The organism is Pleurocapsa sp. FMAR1, from assembly GCF_963665995.1.
Lineage (GTDB): Bacteria > Cyanobacteriota > Cyanobacteriia > Cyanobacteriales > Xenococcaceae > Waterburya.
Genome location: NZ_OY762512.1, coordinates 1,931,146 through 1,954,399, shown reverse-complemented (window position 1 = coordinate 1,954,399; position 23,254 = coordinate 1,931,146). Strand labels below are relative to the sequence as shown.

16 protein-coding genes, 1 other RNA gene and 2 pseudogenes are annotated in these 23,254 nt (G+C 38.4%); 6 read left to right on the top strand and 13 right to left on the bottom strand.

Annotated features, from left to right (window positions below):
- From SLP02_RS09495 to hemB, 5 genes are all read right to left on the bottom strand, one after another.
- The gene (locus SLP02_RS09495; protein ID WP_319420415.1) at positions 1-2,412 is read right to left on the bottom strand and encodes a hybrid sensor histidine kinase/response regulator; all 2,412 of its coding nucleotides are present in this window, start codon (positions 2,410-2,412) and stop codon (positions 1-3) included.
- 67 nt (positions 2,413-2,479) lie between these two features.
- Positions 2,480-3,967, bottom strand: a complete 1,488-nt coding sequence (locus tag SLP02_RS09490; protein WP_319420414.1) for a methyl-accepting chemotaxis protein — start codon at positions 3,965-3,967, stop codon at positions 2,480-2,482.
- A 43-nt stretch (positions 3,968-4,010) separates the two neighbouring features.
- Positions 4,011-5,054: a chemotaxis protein CheW gene (locus SLP02_RS09485; protein WP_319420413.1), complete on the bottom strand. Its 1,044-nt coding sequence runs from the start codon at positions 5,052-5,054 to the stop codon at positions 4,011-4,013.
- Positions 5,055-5,070: 16 nt separating this feature from the next.
- Positions 5,071-6,258, bottom strand: coding sequence for a response regulator (locus SLP02_RS09480; protein ID WP_319420412.1), 1,188 nt, complete (start codon positions 6,256-6,258; stop codon positions 5,071-5,073).
- Positions 6,259-6,625: 367 nt separating this feature from the next.
- A complete protein-coding gene (gene hemB / locus SLP02_RS09475) occupies positions 6,626-7,609 on the bottom strand; it encodes a porphobilinogen synthase (protein ID WP_319420411.1) in 984 nt (327 codons plus the stop codon).
- A 239-nt stretch (positions 7,610-7,848) separates the two neighbouring features.
- On the opposite strand from hemB, the gene ssrA reads away from it, so the two are divergent.
- Positions 7,849-8,239, top strand: a transfer-messenger RNA (tmRNA) gene (gene ssrA / locus SLP02_RS09470).
- Between the two features lie 21 nt (positions 8,240-8,260).
- On the opposite strand, the gene SLP02_RS09465 is transcribed toward ssrA, so the two are convergent.
- The 3 genes from SLP02_RS09465 to SLP02_RS09455 form a co-directional block, all read right to left on the bottom strand.
- Positions 8,261-9,709, bottom strand: coding sequence for a WD40 domain-containing protein (locus SLP02_RS09465; protein WP_319420410.1), 1,449 nt, complete (start codon positions 9,707-9,709; stop codon positions 8,261-8,263).
- Positions 9,710-9,837: 128 nt separating this feature from the next.
- Complete coding sequence (locus SLP02_RS09460; protein WP_319420409.1) at positions 9,838-10,134, bottom strand: HigA family addiction module antitoxin; 297 nt, start codon at positions 10,132-10,134, stop codon at positions 9,838-9,840.
- Between the two features lie 168 nt (positions 10,135-10,302).
- On the bottom strand, positions 10,303-12,042 hold the full coding sequence (locus tag SLP02_RS09455; protein WP_319420408.1) for a hypothetical protein: 1,740 nt from the start codon (positions 12,040-12,042) through the stop codon (positions 10,303-10,305).
- Between the two features lie 288 nt (positions 12,043-12,330).
- On the opposite strand from SLP02_RS09455, the gene SLP02_RS09450 reads away from it, so the two are divergent.
- Both SLP02_RS09450 and SLP02_RS26590 read left to right on the top strand, forming a co-directional pair.
- Complete coding sequence (locus SLP02_RS09450) at positions 12,331-13,698, top strand: NAD(P)/FAD-dependent oxidoreductase (protein ID WP_319420407.1); 1,368 nt, start codon at positions 12,331-12,333, stop codon at positions 13,696-13,698.
- A 192-nt stretch (positions 13,699-13,890) separates the two neighbouring features.
- Positions 13,891-14,109 (top strand): annotated as a pseudogene (locus SLP02_RS26590) (type II toxin-antitoxin system HicB family antitoxin).
- A gap of 234 nt (positions 14,110-14,343) precedes the next feature.
- On the opposite strand, the gene SLP02_RS09445 reads toward SLP02_RS26590, so the two are convergent.
- On the bottom strand, positions 14,344-14,721 hold the full coding sequence (locus SLP02_RS09445) for a GIY-YIG nuclease family protein (RefSeq protein WP_319423666.1): 378 nt from the start codon (positions 14,719-14,721) through the stop codon (positions 14,344-14,346).
- 203 nt (positions 14,722-14,924) lie between these two features.
- On the opposite strand from SLP02_RS09445, the pseudogene SLP02_RS09440 reads away from it, so the two are divergent.
- A pseudogene (locus tag SLP02_RS09440) lies at positions 14,925-15,035 on the top strand (PHP domain-containing protein); the annotation flags it as partial.
- A 16-nt stretch (positions 15,036-15,051) separates the two neighbouring features.
- Here the strand turns inward: SLP02_RS09440 and SLP02_RS09435 are convergent.
- The gene (locus SLP02_RS09435; RefSeq protein WP_319420405.1) at positions 15,052-15,468 is read right to left on the bottom strand and encodes a type II toxin-antitoxin system VapC family toxin; all 417 of its coding nucleotides are present in this window, start codon (positions 15,466-15,468) and stop codon (positions 15,052-15,054) included.
- Positions 15,468-15,704: a hypothetical protein gene (locus SLP02_RS09430; protein ID WP_319420404.1), complete on the bottom strand. Its 237-nt coding sequence runs from the start codon at positions 15,702-15,704 to the stop codon at positions 15,468-15,470. Before SLP02_RS09430 ends, SLP02_RS09435 begins: the two co-directional genes overlap by 1 nt.
- A gap of 232 nt (positions 15,705-15,936) precedes the next feature.
- On the opposite strand from SLP02_RS09430, the gene SLP02_RS09425 reads away from it, so the two are divergent.
- Together SLP02_RS09425 and miaA are read left to right on the top strand one after the other, a co-directional pair.
- Entirely contained in the window at positions 15,937-18,657 is a 2,721-nt protein-coding gene (locus SLP02_RS09425; protein WP_319420403.1) for a DNA polymerase III subunit alpha, read from the top strand.
- A gap of 101 nt (positions 18,658-18,758) precedes the next feature.
- Entirely contained in the window at positions 18,759-19,649 is an 891-nt protein-coding gene (gene miaA, locus SLP02_RS09420; protein ID WP_413467354.1) for a tRNA (adenosine(37)-N6)-dimethylallyltransferase MiaA, read from the top strand.
- A gap of 20 nt (positions 19,650-19,669) precedes the next feature.
- On the opposite strand, the gene menD is transcribed toward miaA, so the two are convergent.
- On the bottom strand, positions 19,670-21,382 hold the full coding sequence (gene menD, locus SLP02_RS09415; RefSeq protein WP_319420401.1) for a 2-succinyl-5-enolpyruvyl-6-hydroxy-3-cyclohexene-1-carboxylic-acid synthase: 1,713 nt from the start codon (positions 21,380-21,382) through the stop codon (positions 19,670-19,672).
- A 142-nt stretch (positions 21,383-21,524) separates the two neighbouring features.
- Positions 21,525-22,970 (bottom strand): isochorismate synthase, encoded by a 1,446-nt coding sequence (locus SLP02_RS09410; protein WP_319420400.1) that lies wholly within the window; start codon positions 22,968-22,970, stop codon positions 21,525-21,527.
- Between the last annotated feature and the right edge of the window lie 284 nt (positions 22,971-23,254).

The following is a 23,254-nucleotide window of genomic DNA, read 5'->3' as shown; positions in this document are numbered from 1 at the left end:
TTAACTAGTTATTAAAGTTGATTGAATTAATTGATTAAGAGTATCAAACAGAACTTGTTGGTTAAAATTACCTTTGGTCAAGTAAGCATTTGCTCCTGCTTCCTGACCACGACGTTTATCTTCATCAGATGCCAAGGTGGTGAGCAGCACAATCGGTAATTGTTTATATTTGCTGTTTTGGCGAATGCTGGCAGTCATTTCTAAACCATTCATCTTAGGCATTTCCACATCAGACAGCACAATGTCAAACTCTTGGGCTTGAATCTGCTGTAAACCTGCCAAACCGTCCTCGGCAACCACTACATCGTAGCCAGCACCCTTTAGCAAACGCTGCATTTGAGTCCGAATAATAACGGAATCTTCTACCAGCAGTAGTTTATTTTTGGCTATCTTTGTTTCCACTGGGAGAGAAACAGCTTGCCAGCTACCATTTCTCAATGAATGAAGCAGATCCCAAGGGTTGAGAATCATACAGACTTCACCACTTCCCAAAATAGTTGCTCCTGTAATATTAGGAATACGTTTGAGTAATTTACTTTGGGGTTTAAGAACTATGTCTTGTTGATCTACCAATTCATCGACAATTACGCCAAAGCGATCGCTACCAGTTTGGAGAATAATACAGAATAGATTATTCTTTTCTTGGGCATAGTCTTTGGGAGTAGGCAACTGAAGTAAATTTGCCAGCCAAGCTATAGAGATATGTTGATCCTCAAAGGTAATAGTAGAATTACCTTCAATTTCATATATATCCTGGCGGGAAAGAGCAATCATGGTTTGAATGAACTCTAAAGGCAGAGCATAGCTAGTCTGCTTGAGATTGACAATCAGGACTTTGGTAGTAGCTAAACTAGTGCTTAGACGTATCTGGAATTTGCAACCATTGCCAGGCGTAGAAGTTACCTGGATTGAACCTTTTAGTCTTTCTACATTGGCTCGAACCACATCTAAACCGACACCTCTGCCAGAAAGCTCGGTAATTTGAGTACGAGTAGAAAAGCCCGAAGCAAAGATCAGAGATTGAATTTCCGATTCACTCATGGCAGCTAATTCTGCCTCAGTATGCACTCCCCGTCTAATAGCCGTGGTGCGAATACTTTCTAGATCTAAACCGCGTCCATCATCGCTAATTTCAATGCCGATGCTGCTACCTGTTTGATAGCCTCTTAAAATTAGGGTGGCTTTTTGGGGTTTACTTTGAGCAATACGTTCTGCTGGAGTTTCAATACCATGATCGATCGCATTACGAATAAGATGCAGTAGGGGATCTTTGATTTCTTCTAATATTTTTTTATCGGCTTTGGTATCTCCCCCTGCAATCACTAGCTCAATTTCTTTGCCCTGTTGTCGAGCTAAATCGCGCACCATACGAGGATAAATATTAAATACTGTAGACAGGGGTAACTGTCTTAAATCTTGAATACCTGATTCCAGGCGAGCGGCTATAATATCTAAACTAGAGACATCTTCATCGGCTCGAAGTTTAAGATTATTAACCAAGCTTCCCAAAGAGTTTAAACGCTGTTGGGTACTGTTCAAGAAAGAGCGCAAGGGTAGAAACTGCTCTGGACTCAGGTTTGGTTCAAGCTGGGCAAAGATCTTGCTATCATCAGAATTATTCTTGCTCCAGCCTTCCCAAAGAGCTAACATCTGCTCGATTTCCGTCATCTGCTGGAAAATACGCAGTTTAGTAACTGCTAATTCACTGGCTTGAGTCATTAGGATATCTAGCTTTTGTGGCTCAACCCTAATGGTATCAATTTGAAAGTCTCTGGGGGTTGTACTCGCTGTTAGAGGCTGGTTAAGATTAGCTGCAACTACTATATTTGTATCTTCAAGTGGTTCTGGTTCGGCTACTGAGAAATCGTATGCAAATAAATCTGCTTCTGAGCTAGAATAATCAGCGAATAAATCTGTTTCAGAACTAGAATTACCGCTAAACAAATTCGCTGGGGAACTAGAGTCATCAGCGAATAAATCAGCCTCATCGGCAAATAAATCTACTTCCTGATTACCCTGAGACTCAGAAGTATCGGCTGCACCCATCAATAATGCCAACACTTCAAACGTATTAACTTTTACCGTATCCCCTGTAATTGCCTGATGAGAAAGTTGGTTGACAGCATCAATCCCTTGGTACAGGCGATCGCATAATTGGGCAGTTATTTCGCTTTTTCCTGCTTTAATGCCTTCAATACAGTCTTCTAGCTGATGCACCAGCATCTCGATATCGTTTAACCCCAGCATCCGTGAATCCCCTTTAAGGGTATGTGCTTCCCGCAAAAATTCTTCTATTGCTGAACTATCCTGGGGATTTTTCTCCAAGATCATTAAGTCGGCCTCTAGCTTTTGCAGGTGTTCGCTACTAGAGGTTTTATAAAGCTCTCTTAGTTCTTCGTCTTCTATATACATAGTTTTGCTCAGATGATAAAAAGCTCTAAAAACCAAAGTCCAAAAAGCCTAGAGCTTAAAGCTATAACTAAACAATCGCTTTTAATTCTTCGGTGAATTTTTTCAGTTGGATTGTGGAAGCTTTTACATTTTCCATATCTGCTGCCGTATCCATTGCTCCCAAGTTAAGAGCATTAACTGCTGCTAAGATTTCTTGAATACCTACAGCCTGTTCTTTTGCGGTACTAGAAATTTCTGAGGTGTTGGCAAATACACTGTTAACAGCCTCCTTTACCCCAATAAATGATTCGGCTGTACCTAATGCCAATTCAATACTGGACTCTGCGGTTTTCTTGCCTTCATCAGTTACCATTACCGCACTGTTCATTGCTGCCTGTACGTCTGTAACCAGGTTGTTGATCTTGTCCGCAGACTTACGACTTTGATCTGCTAGTTTCCGAATCTCCCCAGCAACTACCCCAAAACCTTTGCCGTATTCCCCTGCCCGTGCTGCCTCAACCGCTGCGTTAAGAGCCAGCATATTCGTTTGGTTTGCCAGATCCCCCACCAGTTCAGATACCCCTGCAATTTGTTCAGTTTGCTCACTCAGGTTGATAATTTGTTCGGCAATTTCTCTTACCCTTTCCTTGAGACTTTCCATCCCTGCTCTAGTTTGATCCACTGTTTGCGCTCCAGTTTCTGCTAGAGAGAGAGCCATATTGGCACTTTTTGCCGATTCTTCTGCTTGAACTGCCGAGCGTCTTGAGGTTTCACCTAACAAATCTACCGTAGAGGTCGTTTGGCTGACAGAACTTGCCTGTTCGTTAGCAATTTTCTCTTGACGTTCTACAGCCGAAGCAATTTTTAAGGATGTATTAGAGATAACTGTTTCTATATTGTTAATAGCTTGGATATAGCCTCGCATTCTTTGCAGTACAAACGTCCAGGCAATTAACAACACCGCAGATGCAATCCCAATCACCACCAGCATTGAGTAGGTTAACTGAGATTTTTTCTTGATGTTATTTTCAACATATTGTTGCAATGCTGCTGTAGTTTCAGTTATTCCCTGGGCATAAACGCTTTTTTGTTTCTCATATTCAAGGCTTGACAGCAAAGCAGTGGCTTCTGACAATTTTCCTTGATTGGTTAACTTAAATGCTTGGGTTTCCATGGCAACAAGTTTGTCATTAGCTTCATCTGTATTAGTAATACCGCTACTGTCTATCAATGGCAAAAGCTTTGCAGTTTCTGCTAATACTTCGTCTAATTTAGGGATAGAGTCGTTATAACGTTTTTCCCAGCTTTCATTACCAGTTGAAGCCGCTAGACGCGCGCTAGAGGTGAGAACTTCATCTAAATAAATAATTTGATTACTTAAATCGATAATTGCAATATCCTCAGTCCCAATCTTTTTGAAGCCTTGATAGGCATCTAAAATAAACAAAGCCATGCCTCCACACAAGCCCGCAGTCAGAATAATAGGTAGCAAAAGGATTCTCAAATGACGAAAATTACCAGACGTAATTTGATTTTTATCTTTTGTACCTAGGGTTGATTGAGTTCCAATATTCATGAATTTTCTATCTATAATTTAATTTAGTTAATAAAATATCTGCTTAAGCTGCTAGTTCTACCGTCAACGCTCCTTGAGCGAGTATTTTTGCTAAGTCAATCACGTTCAAAGGTCGATCTTGATAATTAGCAGTACCTTGGAGATAGCAAGCTGTCTGAGAATTGATAGCAGCAGGCACAGATTTTAGTTCTTCTGGACGCAAATCGACTATATTAAAGACCTCTTCTACGGCAATTCCCGCTACCATATCGCCAACTTCAATTACTACAGCTTTAAGAGGCTGATTATTGTCTATTGCCTCTAAATTCAAAGGCTGACGAATATCTACCAAGGTCAGAATCTCTCCTCTCAAATTCATATTGCCAATTATGTAATTTGGGCAGCAGGGAATAGTCGTAACTCGCTCAATTTTGGTAAATTCTCTGACCATGCTGAGATCTAAGCCAAAACAATCGCCATTGATGCTGACGACGGCAAGAGAAATTAACTCAGTTGGTTCATCGTTATCGATAGCTTCTCTCAGGTTGGCAGCACGTCGGGACAAAATTTCTTTAGTATTGAGGGAGGCTGCGGGAAAATATCGATCGTAAAAGCCTCTTGCTGAGGATTTTGCTTCTAATTGCGACTCTTGGGCATCAATTAATGCTTCCAAAGCATCGGGATGTCGAACAAGATTATCTACATTAAGGAGCATAATGATTTCATCATCAAGATTAATTACCCCTTCAATAAAAGCTTGGTTAATCTTTCTTTCTCGTCCATAATCTAAATCGACTTGAATATATCGATCGTCAATTTCATTAATTGTTTCAACCTGGTGAACTACTACTCCCACCTGCAATCCTTGAGACTCCAAGACAATAACGCTATCAGTAAGATTGCACTGGTCAAACTTATGACCAAAACGGAGATCTAGGTGCATCACCGGCACAAATACAGAATGTAGATTGAGCAAGCCAACAACATCTGGTGGTGCTTCGGCGACAGGGGTTAGTTCTGGTAATAAGAATATTTCCGTAACTTCTTTAGCGGCGATCGCATATCTAATATTATGTAAACTAAAAATTAAATAGGGCTTGGTTGCCATCTTTTTTTCTTCACCTTCAGTTATTAATGTATTGACGAACAACTTCTCTAAGCTCATCTGGCTCAAACGGCTTAGTCAGATACTTATTTGTGCCAGCGATATGTCCCTTTGCCTTGTTTAATAAACCATCTCGCGCTGTCACCATAATGATTGGTAGATCTTTGAACTCAGGAATTTGTCGAACAGTCTTGCAAAACTGTAGTCCGTCAATATCAGGCATGGTTAAATCTAATAACATCAGCTTGACTGGCTGTTGATTTAGAATTACCAAAGCGTCAATTGCTTTATCTGCAAGTAAAACATTGTATTGACCTTGTAAAGCTCGTTTGATTGTGGTCTGAATAATTGGGCTGTCGTCAACAGACAAAACTATTGGTAAATTTTCTCTATCCTGAGATCGATCGTCAACAGCGGAAGTAGATGGTTGTGATTTGCTTGCCGTTTGATTGGCTGCAATTGCCATCGGAGTTTGAACAAATTTCACCCAGCCATTGTTAGCCCAATTAAAGTAATTTTTAGCTACAATTAACGGATCTTTGGTCATCTTGTCGGCAATATCAATCAAAGTTGATTTGCCATCAACTGAATTTTTTAAATGTTCTATGATTTGAGAATTGTCAATCTGTTTCTGTTGGGCAGTAACCACAGGAATAGCATTCATGTCAGGAATATGGGCAACATAACTTTCCCATTTCTGCTGACGCTGAACTAATTGTTCTTTAATCTCAGACCAATTTAAGCCATGGTTATCTTCATCGTAATCAAGGTCGAAATCTCTGCTTTGTTGCCACTGAGCTATCCCAGGGTAAGGTAAAGATCTTTCCAAAATTAAAATGACTTTATTAGCAATAAAAGTTTCTACCTCTTGCCAAGTAAAGACTCTCATTCTACACAATAGTTTTACTGACTCTTTAATAGACGTAAAATTGCCAGTTTTTTCACTGGCTACAGACAAGGCAGCATTGATCAAACCAGGATTTAATTCCTCACCCAACATTTTGCACAGTTGTTTATTGTTAGGAATCTGCGAAATATTTATGTCTCCATAAACCAATGCTCCTTGCCGCAATATCAAGATGCAGGATCTTTGATTTTGCCAAGAGTCAACTTGAGTTTCTAAGCTTAAAAACCCACTAGTTTTTTGTTTAAATAAAGAGTCAAGAATAGAACTTAGCTGACCTGATTCATACTTTTTTGAGGACATTGTTGTTTTTTTCTACTTTGACAAGCAAAAAACAATTAATAATATCGATTAAATTAATTATTGTTAAAACTATAGTTCCCAAAAAAGCGACAAAGTTAACACTATAAACACGCAAATACTTATTATTATTTCTGCTCTACAAATAGAATTGTTAGAGGACACCTGAAAAGTTATTTTTTTACATTTGATTTCTTGATTTTGCCCCCCTCGCCCCCCAAACTTGGGGGAAATCGGATTTAGGGGGCATTGAGGTAATTATTTATACTTAAGGGTGAAGGACAGTCTAAACCTTCTGCCCTCTGCCCTACCACTTCTGCCTTCCAAGGCGGAAGCCTTAGTAAACCAAAAAGTTGGGAAACAAAGAGGTTTATTCATTCAACCAGCGCACCGCATCTTTAGCGTGATAAGTCAGAATTAGATCTGCACCAGCACGTTTAAAGCTAGTCAGAGTTTCCAAGGCAACTTTTTTCTCATCAATCCAGCCATTTAAAGCTGCTGCTTTGATCATTGAGTATTCCCCAGAAACATTATAGGCAGCTACAGGTAAGTTAGTTGCTTCTTTAACGCGCCAAATAATATCCATGTATGACAAGGCGGGCTTAACCATTAGCATATCTGCACCTTCAGCGATATCTAATTCAATCTCTTTGAGGGCTTCTGTGCCGTTGGCAGGATCCATTTGATAAGTACGGCGATCGCCAAAACTGGGCGCAGAATCAGCAGCATCACGAAATGGGCCATAATAAGCAGAAGCGTATTTAGCTGCATAAGAAAGTATCGGCGTATTCTGAAAACCAGCTTCGTCTAAACCTTCTCTAATTGCCTTGACAAAACCATCCATCATGCCAGAAGGAGCAATAATATCTGCCCCAGCATTTGCCTGGGAAACTGCTGTTTTCTTCAGTAATTCTAGAGTCGGATCGTTGAGTACTCTACCTGTCAAATCTCCTGTCTTCAAATATCCACAGTGTCCATGGGACGTATATTCACAAAGACAAGTATCAGCAATAACCAAAAGATCGGGAACAGCTTCTTTGATTGCAGTAGCAGCTTTTTGGACAATACCGCAGTCGTGCCATGCACCAGTGGCATCGATATCTTTATCTTCGGGGATACCAAACAAAATTACCGCAGGTATACCTAAATCGTAAACTTCTTTTGCCTCTTCAACGATTTTATCAACGGAAAGCTGATATACCCCAGGCATAGAAACAACCTCATTTGCTACAGATGTTCCAGGTACAGCAAATAAAGGATAAATTAAATCGTTGGCGGTAACTAGAGTTTCTTGCACCATACGACGCAGTTGAGTTGACGATCGCAGACGACGAGGGCGATTGATGGGAAACATAGGAGTTTTTATACTAAGTTGGCAATTTAAAACAGCAAAACTTTACTAACTTATATTTTTATTATGTCAGTCAGTACTTTAACTAGTGTAAAACGAATCTCGATCTCAATAATATTGTTACTAGCACTAATCAATGTTTTGTAACGTTTGAGCCTAACTTTTTGTAGCCCAAATAACAAAAAGTTAGCTACAATACTAGAAGAAGCTAACTAGATTATTATCAGTTGGTATTCATACACGGGGCCGTAAAGGTTTCGACAGGTTAGCAAAAGCTGACTCGTGATTCAGGTCGAGAGTGAGTATCCTCTCGTAAATACAGACTCAAAATAAATATAGATGCAAACAACATCGTAAAATTTGAGCGTCAGGCAGTAGCTGCCTAAATCTAAAAATCTCTTTTAGATTTGCTCGTCTCTAGTTTGACTCCGTTAAGGATTAGAGACAAAACCCCAACGGATGCTCCTATCGGTTTTCTTTGGTAGACCCATAGGAAAAGACTTTATCAAAGAATCCTACCATCAGGGACAATTGATGATCCCCGCTCTAAGGGTCAGAAGAGCTAAACCTGTGAATGAATGAGCAAGTAAATAGTTGGTCTGGACAGCAGTTCGACTCTGCTCGGCTCCATTAAGTTAGTGAACAGTTATTAATTTAACTGTTAAAAAAACATCGCCAAATCTCAATTTTGCCATCATCTCCACCACTCACTAAAGTTTGATGGTTAGATGCGATCGCCAGAGTTTGAATTTTGCTAGAGTGAGCTTTGATGCTACTAATTTCTTCGCCTGTTTTTAGCTGCCAAACTTTGATTGTTTGATTCCAGCCACCACTCACTAAAGTTTTCCCGTTAAAGCTAAAAGCTAGGCTAGATATTCGATCTGAATGTCCAGCAAGAGTATGAACTATTTTGCCTGTATTAATGTCCCAAAGCCTAATCAGTCGATCAATTCCTCCTGTAGCCAAAATATTACTATCAGGACTAAAAGCCATACAAAGAACACCAGAATTGTTGTTGATCGAACGAATTACCTGTCCATTTTCGATCTGTCTAATTCTTAACTGTAGTTCTGAACTACCAGCGCAAAATAATTGACAGTTTGGGCTAATCTGCAAACAGGTTAAATTAGCAGAAAGAGAAATGCTTTGATTTACCTTGGCGCGATTTATATCCCAAGTTTTAATGGTATTATCTGCGCCATAGCTTAATAAAGTTTTATTATCTGGACTTAAAGCTAAAGCTAGTACAGCCTCAGAATGACCATCAAAATATCCCCCAAAAGTTTTAATTATTTTTTTCGTCTTCAAATCCCAAAATCTAATTGTTTTATCTTTACTACCGCTAATTAAAGTTGTACCTCTGCTATCAATAAATAAAGACTTGATAAGATCAGTATGACCCCGAAGAGTAGCAATTTTCTGACCTGTATTTATTTCCCACAGTTTAATTTCTCGATCGTTATCGATACTGGCAAAAGTCTTATTATCTGAACTGATAGCTACAGATGTAATAGGTTGATTCGCTACTAAAATCGACTTGTAGCATTTCATAACCTGAGTCTTAACAATCTTTTGGTGAGAAGCATTTGCTTGAGGTTTAGAAGTATTGGGAGAAGATGGTCTAGTTTTATTCTTTGCCTTAATCTGATTAGCCATCTCAAATTCTGCTGCTGCTCGATATTCATAACCTAGTTTAGATAAAATAAAGCCACGATACTGATAGGCTTCTATATAGTTTGCATCTAATCTAATCGCCTGAGCAAAGCTAATTAAAGCATCGTTATAATTTTGTTGTGCAGCATAATCGACTCCCTGACAATAATAAAAATCAGGAGTATTTTTCTTGATGGATACTTGTGATTGAGAATTACCAGGAATTTGCTCTAAAGTATTATGTTCAAGTTCCCAATAAGATTTAATTGCCGTATAAGCTTGATTGATTTTTTTGATTTCTATTTCAGCCTGAGCTTTTAGTCTGGAATCGTGAACATATCGATCTGGATGCCAAATTTTTGCTAAGTTACGATAAGCCTTTTTGACTGTTTCTGGAGATGCAGCAGAATCTATACTTAGAACCGCATAATATTGAGCAATGTCATTCATATCCTATGCTAGCTATTGTCGATTAATCAAAGCATAGTAGATACATATTTCAGTGACTGTGATTTCGTACTTAATATCTTCTCTTAATATTCTTAGATTAAATTGCGATCGCCAGAAAACCAGAGAATCTAGGAAACGAAAGGTTTAATCTCTGTCAAAACTTCTCCTAGTTTACGTTTCGCTTCCATAAGCTCATAAGCATTTTGTAGCCGTAAAAAATATCCTTCTGATAATCCAAAAAAGCGACATAATCTTAAATCTGTATCTGCTGTAACTCCGCGTGTTCCATTTATAATTGCATGAATCCGATTAGATGGTACGTTTATCGCTTTTGCTAAAGCATTTTGACTTATTTTAATTTCTTCTAAAAATTCTTCTTTGAGAATTTCACCAACTTTTGGATTGTGTAACAATTCATTGCTCATGATGAAATACCTTCTATTTTGTATCGGTAGTTCTATATTTGTAAGTTGCTAAAATCTGAATATACTGTTGATAAGTGTTTACTGGTTAATGATAATCGACAATTTTTACCTCATTAGCATTGCCTTTATTCCAAGCAAAACAAATATTGAGATGATGATATTATTTAATCAAATTGCAGACAAAATACATCGAGTAGAAATCAACTTAAATTGCTGGGTTTTGAGAACCGAACAGCTATCTTGATAAACTTGCAATGCGGGTATGTTGCCTTGTTTTAAAAAGGCGATCGCATTTTGAGCAGCGGGTTGGTGTTGTTCCAGCCAAGAATTGCTAGTAATATACTCTGGCGTAAAACTATTTGCTTCGAGTAGCCAAAAATCAATTTTGTATTGGCGGATAAACTGTTTAACTACTGCAATATCGTTACTGTAGCTAGCATTAATTAAATCGATAACCTTTTGCCGAAAGGGAAAATAGTAGCCTGCATGATAGGGGATAGCGTATTCTTGACTAACCAAAATTGAACGTTGAGCAAAGGTAGGTAAATTGTCCGCTTCAGAGGCGAGAGAAGCAACCATGATATCCTTTGGTTGCTGCTGCAAAAATTCGTATAGCTCAACTGCATTCCCCTGCACATATTGCGTCCAAACAAAGTTGTTAGTTAGGTGAGGATAAATGACTAACAACATACCTAAAAAGAAAAGGATTAGATTAGCTAATAATCTTTGATAAAAAGAAGTTTTAACTAGACGCTTAAAAACTACTTTAAATAAAAAATGAGTAATAATTGTCAGGCTAATACTTGCTGCGATCGCAATAACTATTCTCAAGGAATTTTGAGTATAGCGACTGGGTAAATGTAGTTTAAATAATAGTAAGTGGGCAATGCCAAACATTACTAAAGAAACTAAGATCAAATCAGTTAAGATTCTGAGCTTGGCAGTGACTTTTTGCCCCAAAGGAAAAGTTTGCTTAAATTTTAAAATAAATGGTAATAAAACCGCGAAATAAGTCAAGGGAGGAATTAAGGCAGAAGAAAGCCTTAAACCGCTACGACTGCCACCAATCCAAAAGTCAAAAGGATGGCGATCGTTGAAAAAAGCCGAACGTCCATTAGGAGCAAAATCAGTCAGACTACGAGCCTGTGATACGGTAATTGTGGGCGCAAATTCGGAAGTAGAAATAACATAGGGAAGTAGCACCAGAAAAGCTACTAATAAACCTATAAAACAAAATAAAAAACCTTTTGATAGCCGTGGTTTATAGCGTAGAATATTAGCCTTAAGCTGCCATAATTTGATAATTAATAATCCCGAACAGATAAATACAAAAGAAGGATAAAACAATCCTAAAAGTAAAATTGTAAGACTTGTTCCTGATAAAGATTGCCGTAAATAATAATATAAAAAAGCCAATAATAAAGGAATAGCAAAAGCTTTAGGCGTACCAGAAATTAAACCATCCTGCATCCATAAATTTTGATTGAGCAAAAGAGCAGCTACAAATCCTGTAAAAGGAATTGGTAACAATTCCATAGTTAGCGCAAAACAATAATATGTAGTTATTACGCCTAAGATGCTGGGTAGTATTTTGCTGGTAACTAAAGGATCGATCTCAAAAGCTGCTGGTATGGCATAGATTAGTTTATAGCCTAAAGGTGCAACAGATTGAAAATAATCAGCAATCAAATCATTAGGAAATAACTCTGGATCTAGAAAGCGACGCATCCAAAATACGTGCTGTCTGGCATCATCCTGCACAACGTAGGGACTGCTAAAAGCCTGTTGCAATGCCATCAAGCTATAAATAAGAGAGAAGAAAATGGCGATTGCTAACCAGAAACGAGAATATTTATGAGATAATTCAGGCTGAAGAAAAAATAATTGCTCAATTTTGTTTGCCGACATAAGTTAGCTCAAAAAATAATCCGAACTTCAGTTCGATTATCGATCATTTTCTCCAACAAGTTTAGTATGATAGCTGGTAACTAGTAACTAAGTTTTTATTGTATATATGCTGTAATTGAGCGGTATCTTAGACTGTATAAAATCTATATCGAAGACAATCTAGATGCCTGAAATAGTTGAGAAACTTGCTGCAACTCAAATTTAACTGACCAATTGAAAACTTTTACTCAATCTTAAATTCCCAAAACTGCTATAAGCAAAACAGTAGTTTCAAATAGCAAACCTTATATGATAAATCGGACTCATAATATCGGGGATAGAGCGATCGTCATTGGTGGTAGTATTGCTGGATTGCTTACTGCTAGAGTACTTGCCGATTATTTCGCCGAAGTAATCGTTGTCGAAAGAGATCGCTTGCCGACAGAACCCAACTCACGCAAAGGAGTACCACAATCGGCGCAGCCACATATTTTACTTACCAAAGGTTACAGAATCTTATTAGAATTGTTGGGCGAGAGTTTCCGTGCCGAATTACTTCAAAGAGGTGCTTTGACTATTGATTGGGGACGGGAATTTTATAGCTATGGCGAAGCAGGATGGATGGCTCACACGGATGAACCTTCCGACCTAATCTCCATAACTTGCAGTCGTCCTTTACTGGAATGGGCGATCGCTCACCAACTAAAAAAACAGGCTCGAATAAAGTTCTGGGAAGAACATCGCGTTACTGGGCTGATTTACAACCGACAGAAGCATCAGGTTAAAGGAATAATAACTAGCTCATCAAGCAGTCAAGATGAGAAAAACTTAACTGCCCAGCTTGTCGTAGATTGCAGCGGTCGTAGCTCTAAAGCACCCCAATGGCTAGAAGATATGGGCATAACTGCGCCACCAGAAACTGTAGTCAATCCCCATCTTGGATATGCAACTCGTCGCTACCGAGAGCCAAACGGCTTTCAAGCTCCTTGGAAGGTTATGTTGATTAATCATTCTCCTCCAGAACAAACTAGATTGGGATATTTAGCCAGGATAGAAGGGGGAGAATGGATTGCTACATTGGGCGGTTATGAAACAGACTTTCCTCCCATTGACGATAGAGGGTTTTTGGATTTTGCTCGTAGTCTGCGCGATCCGAGCTTCTACCAAGCGATCGCTCAAGCCGAACCTATATCGTCTATTCATGCCTACCGAGCAACTACTAATAGATTACGACATTATGAAAAGCTCGACCTTCCTTCAGGATTTATCGTGCTTGGTGATGCCGTTTGTTCTCTTTGTCCAGTTTACGGTCAGGGAATGACGGTAAGTGCCTTGGCTGCGTTAGTCTTGCAAAAATGGTTGAGTAAAGCACAGAAATCCTTTTTACCAAGAAAGTTATCTTCTACTTCTTTTCAGAAAAAATTAGCCAAAAGTAATTCCTTACATTGGAATCTAGCTACCGCACAAGATTCTCGTTTTTTAAAGACAAAAGGAAGAATCGAGCCAACCTTTGTTGATGGCTTACTTCAGCCATATATACAAAGATTACAAGAACGAGCAACTTACGATCCCGAAGTATATGTTTCTTTTATGGAAATAGCGCATTCACTTAAATCGCCAAGAGCCTTTTTTTCTCCCAAACTTCTGTGGCGGTCGTTTATCAACAATGATGTTTAAACAGCTAATATTAGTTCCAAACGCAAAGATAGTTTGGTTCGGGATAATAACCTCTAGAGACTTAAAGTTTACAATTCTGTTAGCTTAATTTTAAGAGCGATCGCGATACTAGAAAAGCAATGAATTGTGTATAAAGCGATCGCCTTTACTTCTCTGTAATGTTAAAAATTAAAAGACACAAAATAATAGCTTATGAAAAATTCAAACTATACCGTTATTATTCAATGGAGTAACGAAAATAACTATTTTATAGCTAGTCTTCCAGAATAGGGCGAATTTTGTCATACTCACGGCGAAATCTATGCAGAAGCACTCAAATATGCGGAAGAGGTATTGGAGTTATTAATCGAATCCGCTTTAAAAGAAGGAGAAACGTTACCAGAAGTAAGAAAATTTGCGGTATCTTCTTAAATTAAAGCGATCGCCTGTTCTAATAGTTTAGTCATTTTATAGACTCTCCTTTGGCAAGATAACGAATAGTTTTTCTATTAGTATATTTGTAAAGATTTTGGATATTATTGTTTGCTGCATCTGAAAGATAGAGAATTATGTTTAGTGCAACTTCACAGCATATTTACCCAAGCGATTATGCTTTGCATTATGACTTGTTTTGCTTTAATTATCTCAATTAGCTTTAACAAAAACTCATTCAAGGCATACGTCTATAAGATCGAGTAATCTTTTTTCATCATCATAATATTTTAAAAATACTTCATCAATACATAAATATAGGCCATCTGTAACTCGAAAAGTACAATATTTAAAACAAGATGATAATAGATCGTATTCTTGATTGCCTTCATTATTAAGAAGGTCATACCATTCTCCCTTTACATGAACATTTTCATGGTTTTTTAAGATATTATGTAATTCTTTTTCTAAAATAAATGCGTAATGCTTATTGGGAAGACGTATTAATGCACCTAAAAAAAGATTTTTTTCCGAACAGCCAACCTGCAAATTATACACTCTTCGTTTGGGATTTTTTGAATGACCAATTTTAAAGTATTTTCCATCAAAAATAAAGTAAATATAGTTTGGATCGACAATTCTTTCTTTATACTATCTACCATTGATTATTCTCATATGAAGTTTGATAAGCAAACACATTTTATATTAGAGGAGATCGCCCTATTCCTTAAATCATAAATATTTATGCCCAATTTCCCCACGACACCAATAAAATCATTGATAATTGGTAATTGATTATTGATAATTAATTACTTATGTCTTTTGTTGGCTTACATATTCATAGCGACTATAGTTTGCTAGATGGTGCATCTCAAATTCCTCAGCTAATCGATCGCGCTTTAGAATTAGATATGCCAGCGATATCCTAAAAGACTGATATTTTCATTCCCAAGGATTAACTATATTGAGATTGCATTCCTCAAAATCTCTAACATTCCGCGTTGCCAGAGTTGCACGATGAGAAAGTGCAATCGCGGCAATTTGAGCATCAATTTGAGAAATAGGAAGTCCAATTTTTCTTCTTTTGGCAGCAATAGTTGCAAATAATTCCGCTGCATCAGGATCAAAAGGCAAAATTCGCCCAGAAAAATCTAGCTCGAACATAGATATAGCTGCTGCTTTTAAATCGTTACGGCGTTTACCTATTGGGAGAATTTCTAAACCATAGAGAATTTCTGCTTGAGTTAAAGTAGTAATAAATAAGTTTGTTGGTTTATGTTTTTTGATCCAGCTAACAACAGAGAGATCGGGCTGTGATTTCATTAATTCTGATAAAACGTTGGTATCGAGAATAATCATCACTCAAATTCGGGAGGTTCGCGCATTGCCTCGCGAGAAGCAATAAGTAAATTGTCTATTCCGCCAAGTTGAGCAAACCTTTCTTGAATCAAGTCGGCAAGATTGTCTGACGAGTAAGTATTTTTTCGTTTTTGCTCGTCTTCAAGTTCTTCGAGAATAATTGCAGCAATATTATCCTGTTCGTTATCAGACAGGTTTTCGAGCTTGGCGATCGCTTGTTTTAATAGTTCAGTCATTTTATAGAAAAGCACCTTCTGCTAAAGTAAGTAAAAAGTGGTTTTCCTATAAGTATATCCGCAAAAATATTAGCTATTTTTGCTTGCCACATCTAAAAATTAAAAATGGCAAGTATTTATTATTTAGAAGCGCTCGCCCTACGCTCAAATCATAAATATTTATACCCAATTTCCCCACGACACCAATAAAATCATTGATAATTGGTAATTGATTATTGATAATTTATTACTTATGTCTTTTGTTGGCTTACATATTCATAGCGACTATAGCTTGCTAGATGGTGCATCTCAGATTCCTCAGCTAATCGATCGCGCTTTAGAATTAGATATGCCAGCGATCGCCCTAACGGATCATGGGGTAATGTATGGGGCGATAGAACTGATCAAAGTCTGTCGCCACAAAGGCATCAAGCCAATAATTGGCAATGAGATGTATGTAATCAATGGTGATATAGAAGTCAACATTACCGAAAAGAAAAAACGCCATCGCAAATATCATCAGGTGGTGTTGGCAAAAAACACCCAGGGATATAAAAACTTAGTTAAGCTAACCACTATTTCCCATCTCAAAGGCTCTCAGGGGAGCGGTATTTTTGCCCGTCCCTGTATTAATAAAGAACTATTAGAGAAATATCACGAAGGCTTAATTGTTACTAGTGCTTGCTTAGGGGGAGAAGTTCCCCAGGCAATTTTAAAAGGCGATCTTGTCCATGCAGAAAAGGTAGCTAAATGGTATCAGGATTTATTTGGCGATGATTATTACCTAGAGATACAGGATCATGGTTCACCAGAAGATCGGATGGTGAATGTGGCAATTGTCAATATTGCTCGTAAATTGGGCATTCAAATCATTGCTACGAATGATTCTCATTTTATTTCCTGCTATGACGTAGAGGCACACGATGCCCTATTGTGTATTCTGACCCAAAAGCGCATTACCGATGACAAACGACTGCGCTATAGCGGTACGGAGTATCTTAAGTCTGCCGAGGAAATGAGGCTGCTGTTTCGCGATCATTTAGAAGATGATGTGATTGAAGAAGCGATCGCAACTACCGTAGAGGTAGCCGATAAAGTCCAACCTTACAACATTTTAGGCGAACCCCGTATTCCCGATTATCCCGTTCCCGCAGGACATACAGCTGATAGCTATTTAGAAGAAGTTACTCGTCAGGGTTTATTGGAAAGGCTCAAGTGTCGCAACCATCATGAAGTTCCTGCTGAATATATGCAAAGGCTTGAGGTAGAACTTAAGGTCATGCAGTCAAAAGGCTTTTCTACTTACTTTCTGGTAGTTTGGGACTATATTAAATACGCTAGAGATAATGATATTCCCGTTGGACCAGGAAGGGGTAGTGCTGCGGGGTCATTAGTGGCATATTGCCTCAAAATTACTAATATCGACCCAATTCATCACGGTTTACTGTTTGAGCGTTTTCTCAATCCCGAACGGAAGTCTATGCCTGATGTAGATACAGATTTCTGTCCCGATCGCCGTAGCGATATGATTAAATACGTTACCGAGAAGTATGGTGAGGCAAATGTTGCCCAAATTATCACCTTTAACCGCATGACTTCCAAGGCGGTATTAAAAGATGTTGGCAGGGTATTAGGAATCGACTTTGGCGAACAAAACCGTATTGCTAAGATGATTCCTGTAGTGCGAGGGAAGCCGACTAAGCTTAAGGTAATGATCTCAGCAGGCACTCCCGAACCCGCTTTTAAACAGGCTTATGAAAACGAAAACGTACCCATTTATGACGATAATAAAGAGGAAATCGGTTCGGTTGCAGTTCGTAACTGGGTTGATATGGCAATTCGGATTGAAGGTACAAATAAAACTTTTGGGGTTCATGCTGCGGGAGTAGTTATTTCTTCCCAACCTTTAGATGAAATCGTACCTCTACAAAAAAATAATGATGGCTCAGTAATTACTCAATATTACATGGAAGATGTTGAGGCTATGGGTCTGTTGAAAATGGATTTTTTAGGCTTGAAGAATCTAACTACCATTCAGCGAGCAGCCAGTCTAGTTCAGAAAACCCAGGGTGTTACTTTAGATTTAGATCAAATACCTCTAGATGAACGCAAGGCATTAGAAATCATCGCTAAGGGTACGCATAAAAAGCTGCCTGACGATATTCAAAAGACTCATAAACTCTTCCGCGCTGGCAATTTAGAGGGCATTTTTCAACTCGAATCTGACGGCATGAAACAGATTACCAAAGACTTAAAACCCTCGGGAATTGAAGATCTTTCTTCTATCTCTGCTCTCTATCGTCCAGGACCTCTAGACGCAGGATTAATTCCGATTTTTATTAATCGCAAACATGGCAAAGAACAGGTTAGTTATCAGCATCCTCTATTGGAATCCATCCTCAAAGAAACCTATGGAGTAATTGTCTATCAAGAGCAAATTATGAAAATTGCTCAGGAATTGGCAGGTTATTCTTTAGGTGAAGCTGATTTACTTCGTCGCTGCATGGGTAAAAAAAAGCTAGCAGAAATGGAGAAGCATCGAGAGAAGTTTATTGATGGTTCGGCCAAAAATGGTGTTAGGAAAGAGGTAGCAAACGAACTATTCGATCAGATGGTATTATTTGCCGAGTATTGCCTCAGCTACGACACAGAAATACATACCGTCGAATATGGGGCGTTACCCATTGGCAAAATAGTTGAGTCAAAAATCGAATGTAGCGTTTATACCGTAGATAAGAATGGTTTAGTTTATACTCAGCCTGTAGCGCAGTGGCACGATCGCGGTATACAAGAAGTTTTTGAATATACTTTGGATAATGGCTTAAGTATACGTGCTACCAAAGATCACAAGTTCATGACCATTGAGGGGCAAATGCTACCCATCGATCAAGTGTTTCAAAGAGGTTTAGAACTTAAAGAAATTGATTCTCTTAAATACAAACTACAGCCTTTAGCAATGAAACATTTTGGTTAACATTCATGACCTACAATATTTATTGATGTGATACGTTATGAATCCTAGAGGCGAATCACAATTCAAAAGGGCTGTCATAATCTAAAAACGTAATGGCATATATGCTAATTGTTATTTGTGGTGTGACTGCCAGCGGTAAATCTGGTTTAGCTTTAGAAATTGCTCAACGTTTAAACACAGCGATCATTAGCGCAGATTCTCGGCAGATATACCGCGAGTTTGATATTGGCACAGCCAAACCATCGTTAGCCGAACAAAAATCAGTTCCCCATTACCAAATTGATATTTGTGAGCCAACCGAGACATTGACTCTAGCAGAATATCAGCAGCAAACTCAAGAATTGATTAAGACTAGCAATCATTCTTTGCCTTTATTGGTGGGTGGTACGGGATTATATTTAGATGCAATTACTAAAGGCTTAAAGATTCCCAGAGTATCACCACAGCCAGAATTGCGATCGCAATTGTCTTCTCTGGGACAAGCACAAATTCACGGCTGGTTAGCTCAAGTTGACCCTGAAGCAGCCAGAAAAATTCATCTTAACGACCAATTTAGAACCTTAAGAGCCTTAGAAGTCTTTTATGTTACGGGTGTTCCTATTACCGCCCAACAAGGCGAAAATCCACCTAATTATCCTATTTTACAGATTGGCTTAGACGGCGATGTGGCAGCTTTAGACAAGAGAATCGCCATCCGCACTAAGCAAATGATCGAGATGGGATTAGTCCAAGAGGTAGACTATCTCTGCCATAAATACGGTAAGAATCTACCTTTGTTAAATACCTTGGGCTATAGCGAAATCAAACAATATTTAGCTGCTGAAATTAATTTAGAACAGGCGATCGCTCTAACTGTTACTCACACCCGTCAATTTGCCAAACGCCAGCGCACTTGGTTTAGAAAAAACAAAAACATCCATTGGTTTGATAGTGGTAGTTCTAATTTAGTTGAGCAAGTTTGGCAAACAATACAAGAATTTATTAATTACTGAAGTTTAGACTAATCAAGAGGTTAAGACAGATTGTTCTTGAGCCAAGCAGCGTCCTGGACGCGATCGCAAATAACTTCTAAAACTCTAATTCCTGTTGTCGGCAAATTTTCAAGTAACTCTTGTAAATGTTGCCAATCATTTACATATTTATGTTCGACATCATAGGCAGCGCACAGTTGAGCAAAGTCAACTGACTGAGGCGTAGCAAAATATTCTTCAAATAAGGCGAAATTGGCGATCGGTAACGTTTCAAAAATTCCGCCACCGTTATTATTGATCAGCACAATAGTTAAATGCCCTTGAAATTTTTCATGCAGCAAAAAGCCATTAGTATCATGTAGTAAAGCTAAATCTCCTGTTAACAATACCCCTGTATCTTGATAGGCAATTCCTAAAGCAGTAGAAAGGGTGCCATCAATTCCATTTGCCCCACGACTAAAATAAGGAACAAGGTGATTATCATTTGGTTGCCAAAAATATTCCGCATAACGTATTGACATACTGTTAGCAAAGAAAATCGGTGTAGTGGCGGGTAAACTACGAGAAAGCAACCAGGCAGCTTTACCTTCATACATTGTCTCTAGAGATTTTAGAAGATTATCTAAATTAGTTCTCGTTGCGGTTTCTAATTCACACCATTGATGGCAGTATTTTGAGCAGGGGCGGTTTTCTAGCTGAGAATTGAGATTATGGGCAATTTGCTCAATTGAACTGTGAACATGAATTGTTTTTCCGTGGAGAGGATCGAAGTTTTCAATCCGAGTATCGATAATCCAGCGTTCGACAGTAATATCATTTAGCCAGTTTCTTAGCTGTTTGCTGGTGGGAAGTTCGCCAATTTGAATAATTACTTCAGGAATAAGTTCTTTGCTTGCCTGATTCTGACGCAAAATTGAATCATAGGTAGAAATTAAATAAGGATTGAGAGAACTGTAGTTTCTAATAGGAGATAATGCTTCGCCTAAGACAGGAAAAGACAATAGTTGCGCTAAAGTTGCGATCGCCTGACAATAAGCTTGAGGATCTTTTGGTTGAGCCAAACCAGCAATTATAATTCCTGATTTAGTTTGCCAATTATTCCAGGGTAAAGTAGAAATCTGAGCATTAATAGGTAAAGGACAAGCAACTGCCTCAAAAAAGTCTTGAAGTGGAAACTTACTTTTAAACTCAGCTAATTCTGGTTGTTCTATCGGGGCTAAAGGCTCGCGAAAAGGAAGATTAAGATGTACTATTCCAGGGGCAGGAAAAAGAGATTTTTCCCAAGCCTGGACTATATTCTGTCGCAAATAGCACAACATGGCTAAATTAGCTTCAGGCAGAGCAAGCTCACACTGCCAGTGGGGTAGATTACCATACAGCTTTGTCTGCTCGATTGTTTGCCCTGCATGACAATGGCGTGATTCAGGTGGGCGATCTGCCGTTAAAACAATCAGAGGTACATAACTTTCTTTTGCCTCAATTACCGCAGGATAAAAATTTGCTCCTGCTGTGCCAGAAGTACAGACTAGTGCCGTCGGCAAACCAGTTTTCTTAGCTCTCGCCAAAGCAAAAAAAGCTGCTGAACGCTCATCTAAAATGGGAATGGCTTCAATCCCTGGATGATTGGCAAATGCCATGGTCAAAGGAGTAGAGCGCGAACCAGGACAGACTACCGCCATGGTCAAGCCACAATGGTACAGTGTTTCTACTAGTATTGATGCCCATAGTGTGTTTACATTGCGAAAGTCAATCATTTATCAATGATCAATTATCAATGATCAATTATCAATTATTAATGACCAGTGAACTACCAGATTTCAACACGCTATGCGGTACGAATCTGGCTACATATGGCGAACCATACGCCTTTGTTTCCCTCGGTGGGGCAATTAAAAATTAAACCAAAGCCTTCAAAAGCGACTGTAATTTTAACTGTACCTCGTCAAATTCTTTACTGGGGTTAGAGCCAGAAACTATACCAGCACCCGCATAGAGTCGAGCGCGATCGCCATCAATTAATGCCGAACGAATACCGACAATAAATTCACAATTTCCTTCTGAGTCTACCCAGCCTAAAGGAGCAGCATATAAGGAGCGAGCAAATTTTTCATAATGACGAATTTTTTCACAGGCAACTTTTGTAGATACCCCAGCAACAGCAGGAGTTGGATGAAGCAGAGCCACAATTTCTAAAGGTTCAATATCTGGCGGTAAATGAGCATAAATTGGTGTCCAGAGGTGCTGAATATTAGATAATTTGAGCAGTTGCAGCGGTAATTGCTGAGGTTTTAAGCCAATACTCCGTAAACGCTCAATTATAAAATCGCTAACGGCTTTATGCTCTCGTTTTTCTTTTCTATTTTTGAGCAGTAAATTACCCAAATGTAAGTCTTCTGTACTGTTTGCGCCTCTAGGAGCAGAACCCGCTAGGGCATCGGTGACAAGCTGTCTATTTTGGACGCTAATCAAGCGTTCTGGGCTAGCACCAATAAAGTTTTGTCCCGAACCATTGCTGGTGGAAAATATATAGCAGTCTGGATGAAGCTGACGCAGATTGCTAAGAGATTTAATTACCTGAAAAGGCACAGGTGAGCGTATATCTGTAGTGTGGGCAATGACAATCTTACTTAGCTCATCAACGGCGATCGCATCTAACGCAGATGCCACTACAGACTTAAAATAGTTAGGATCTTGACACTGATCTCGCTCAGTAGATGAAAAATTGTTTTCCTTCTCAACATTTAATCGCCCGACATCAGACCAATTAATATTATTTAACTTTTGTTGAATAAGGTTGACAAAATTACTTTTGTCTTGTTTTTTAGCGAGAGGAAAATTTACAATCAAACAGCAGTTTTTATTCTTTTTAACTATTTGAAAACGAGGCAAAAATAATGTACCTGATTTAAATGGTTCAGATTCTTTAGGATCAGCAAAAAAAGTAAAGCTACAAAATACACTTGGCTTGCCTAGACTTAAAGTATTTTCACCTTCTCTAATCACCTGCCCAAAACACTCTTTTACAAAACTCTGTGCTAGGTCAAATCGCGATTCAGACCCCGTATAATTTTGACGAGCAATGCCCCAAGCTGCTACTGCTTCTTGCTTACTGCGATTCTCCCAATAAAAATGTAGAGTATTGGTATGACTAAAGCTTTGTAAGCAAGCAAGAGGATCGACGTTAGGAATTTGACAAGCAAAGCTGAGAATTTTTGTATCTTTATTTACTACAAAATCTAACTTGTTATTGCACCAAAAGTTTTCAAATTCCGCATGATTATCTTCTAAAACTAAATTATTAGACTGAGTTAAAAAAGGCATAGAGTTTTTAAATTGTGTCATTCTCAAAAAAGTTTCGGCAGCAAAATTACCAAATAATATTAAGCTGGCTATCTATTAGTAAATAACTAACAAAAAAAAGCAAATTTATGATATTTATTATAGGCTACTAGCTGCAATAATCATAGTAAATCAATGCAATATATAGCTTTGAGTAGCTTAAGCTTGATCAACCAAAAACGAAAAAAATGAGGTTTTAGATAAACTTTCGTGAAACTCGATAAATACCTTATAGCTATACCTGATAGTGTATTAGAGGTCGTCTTCAGAGCGAAGCGATCGCATTT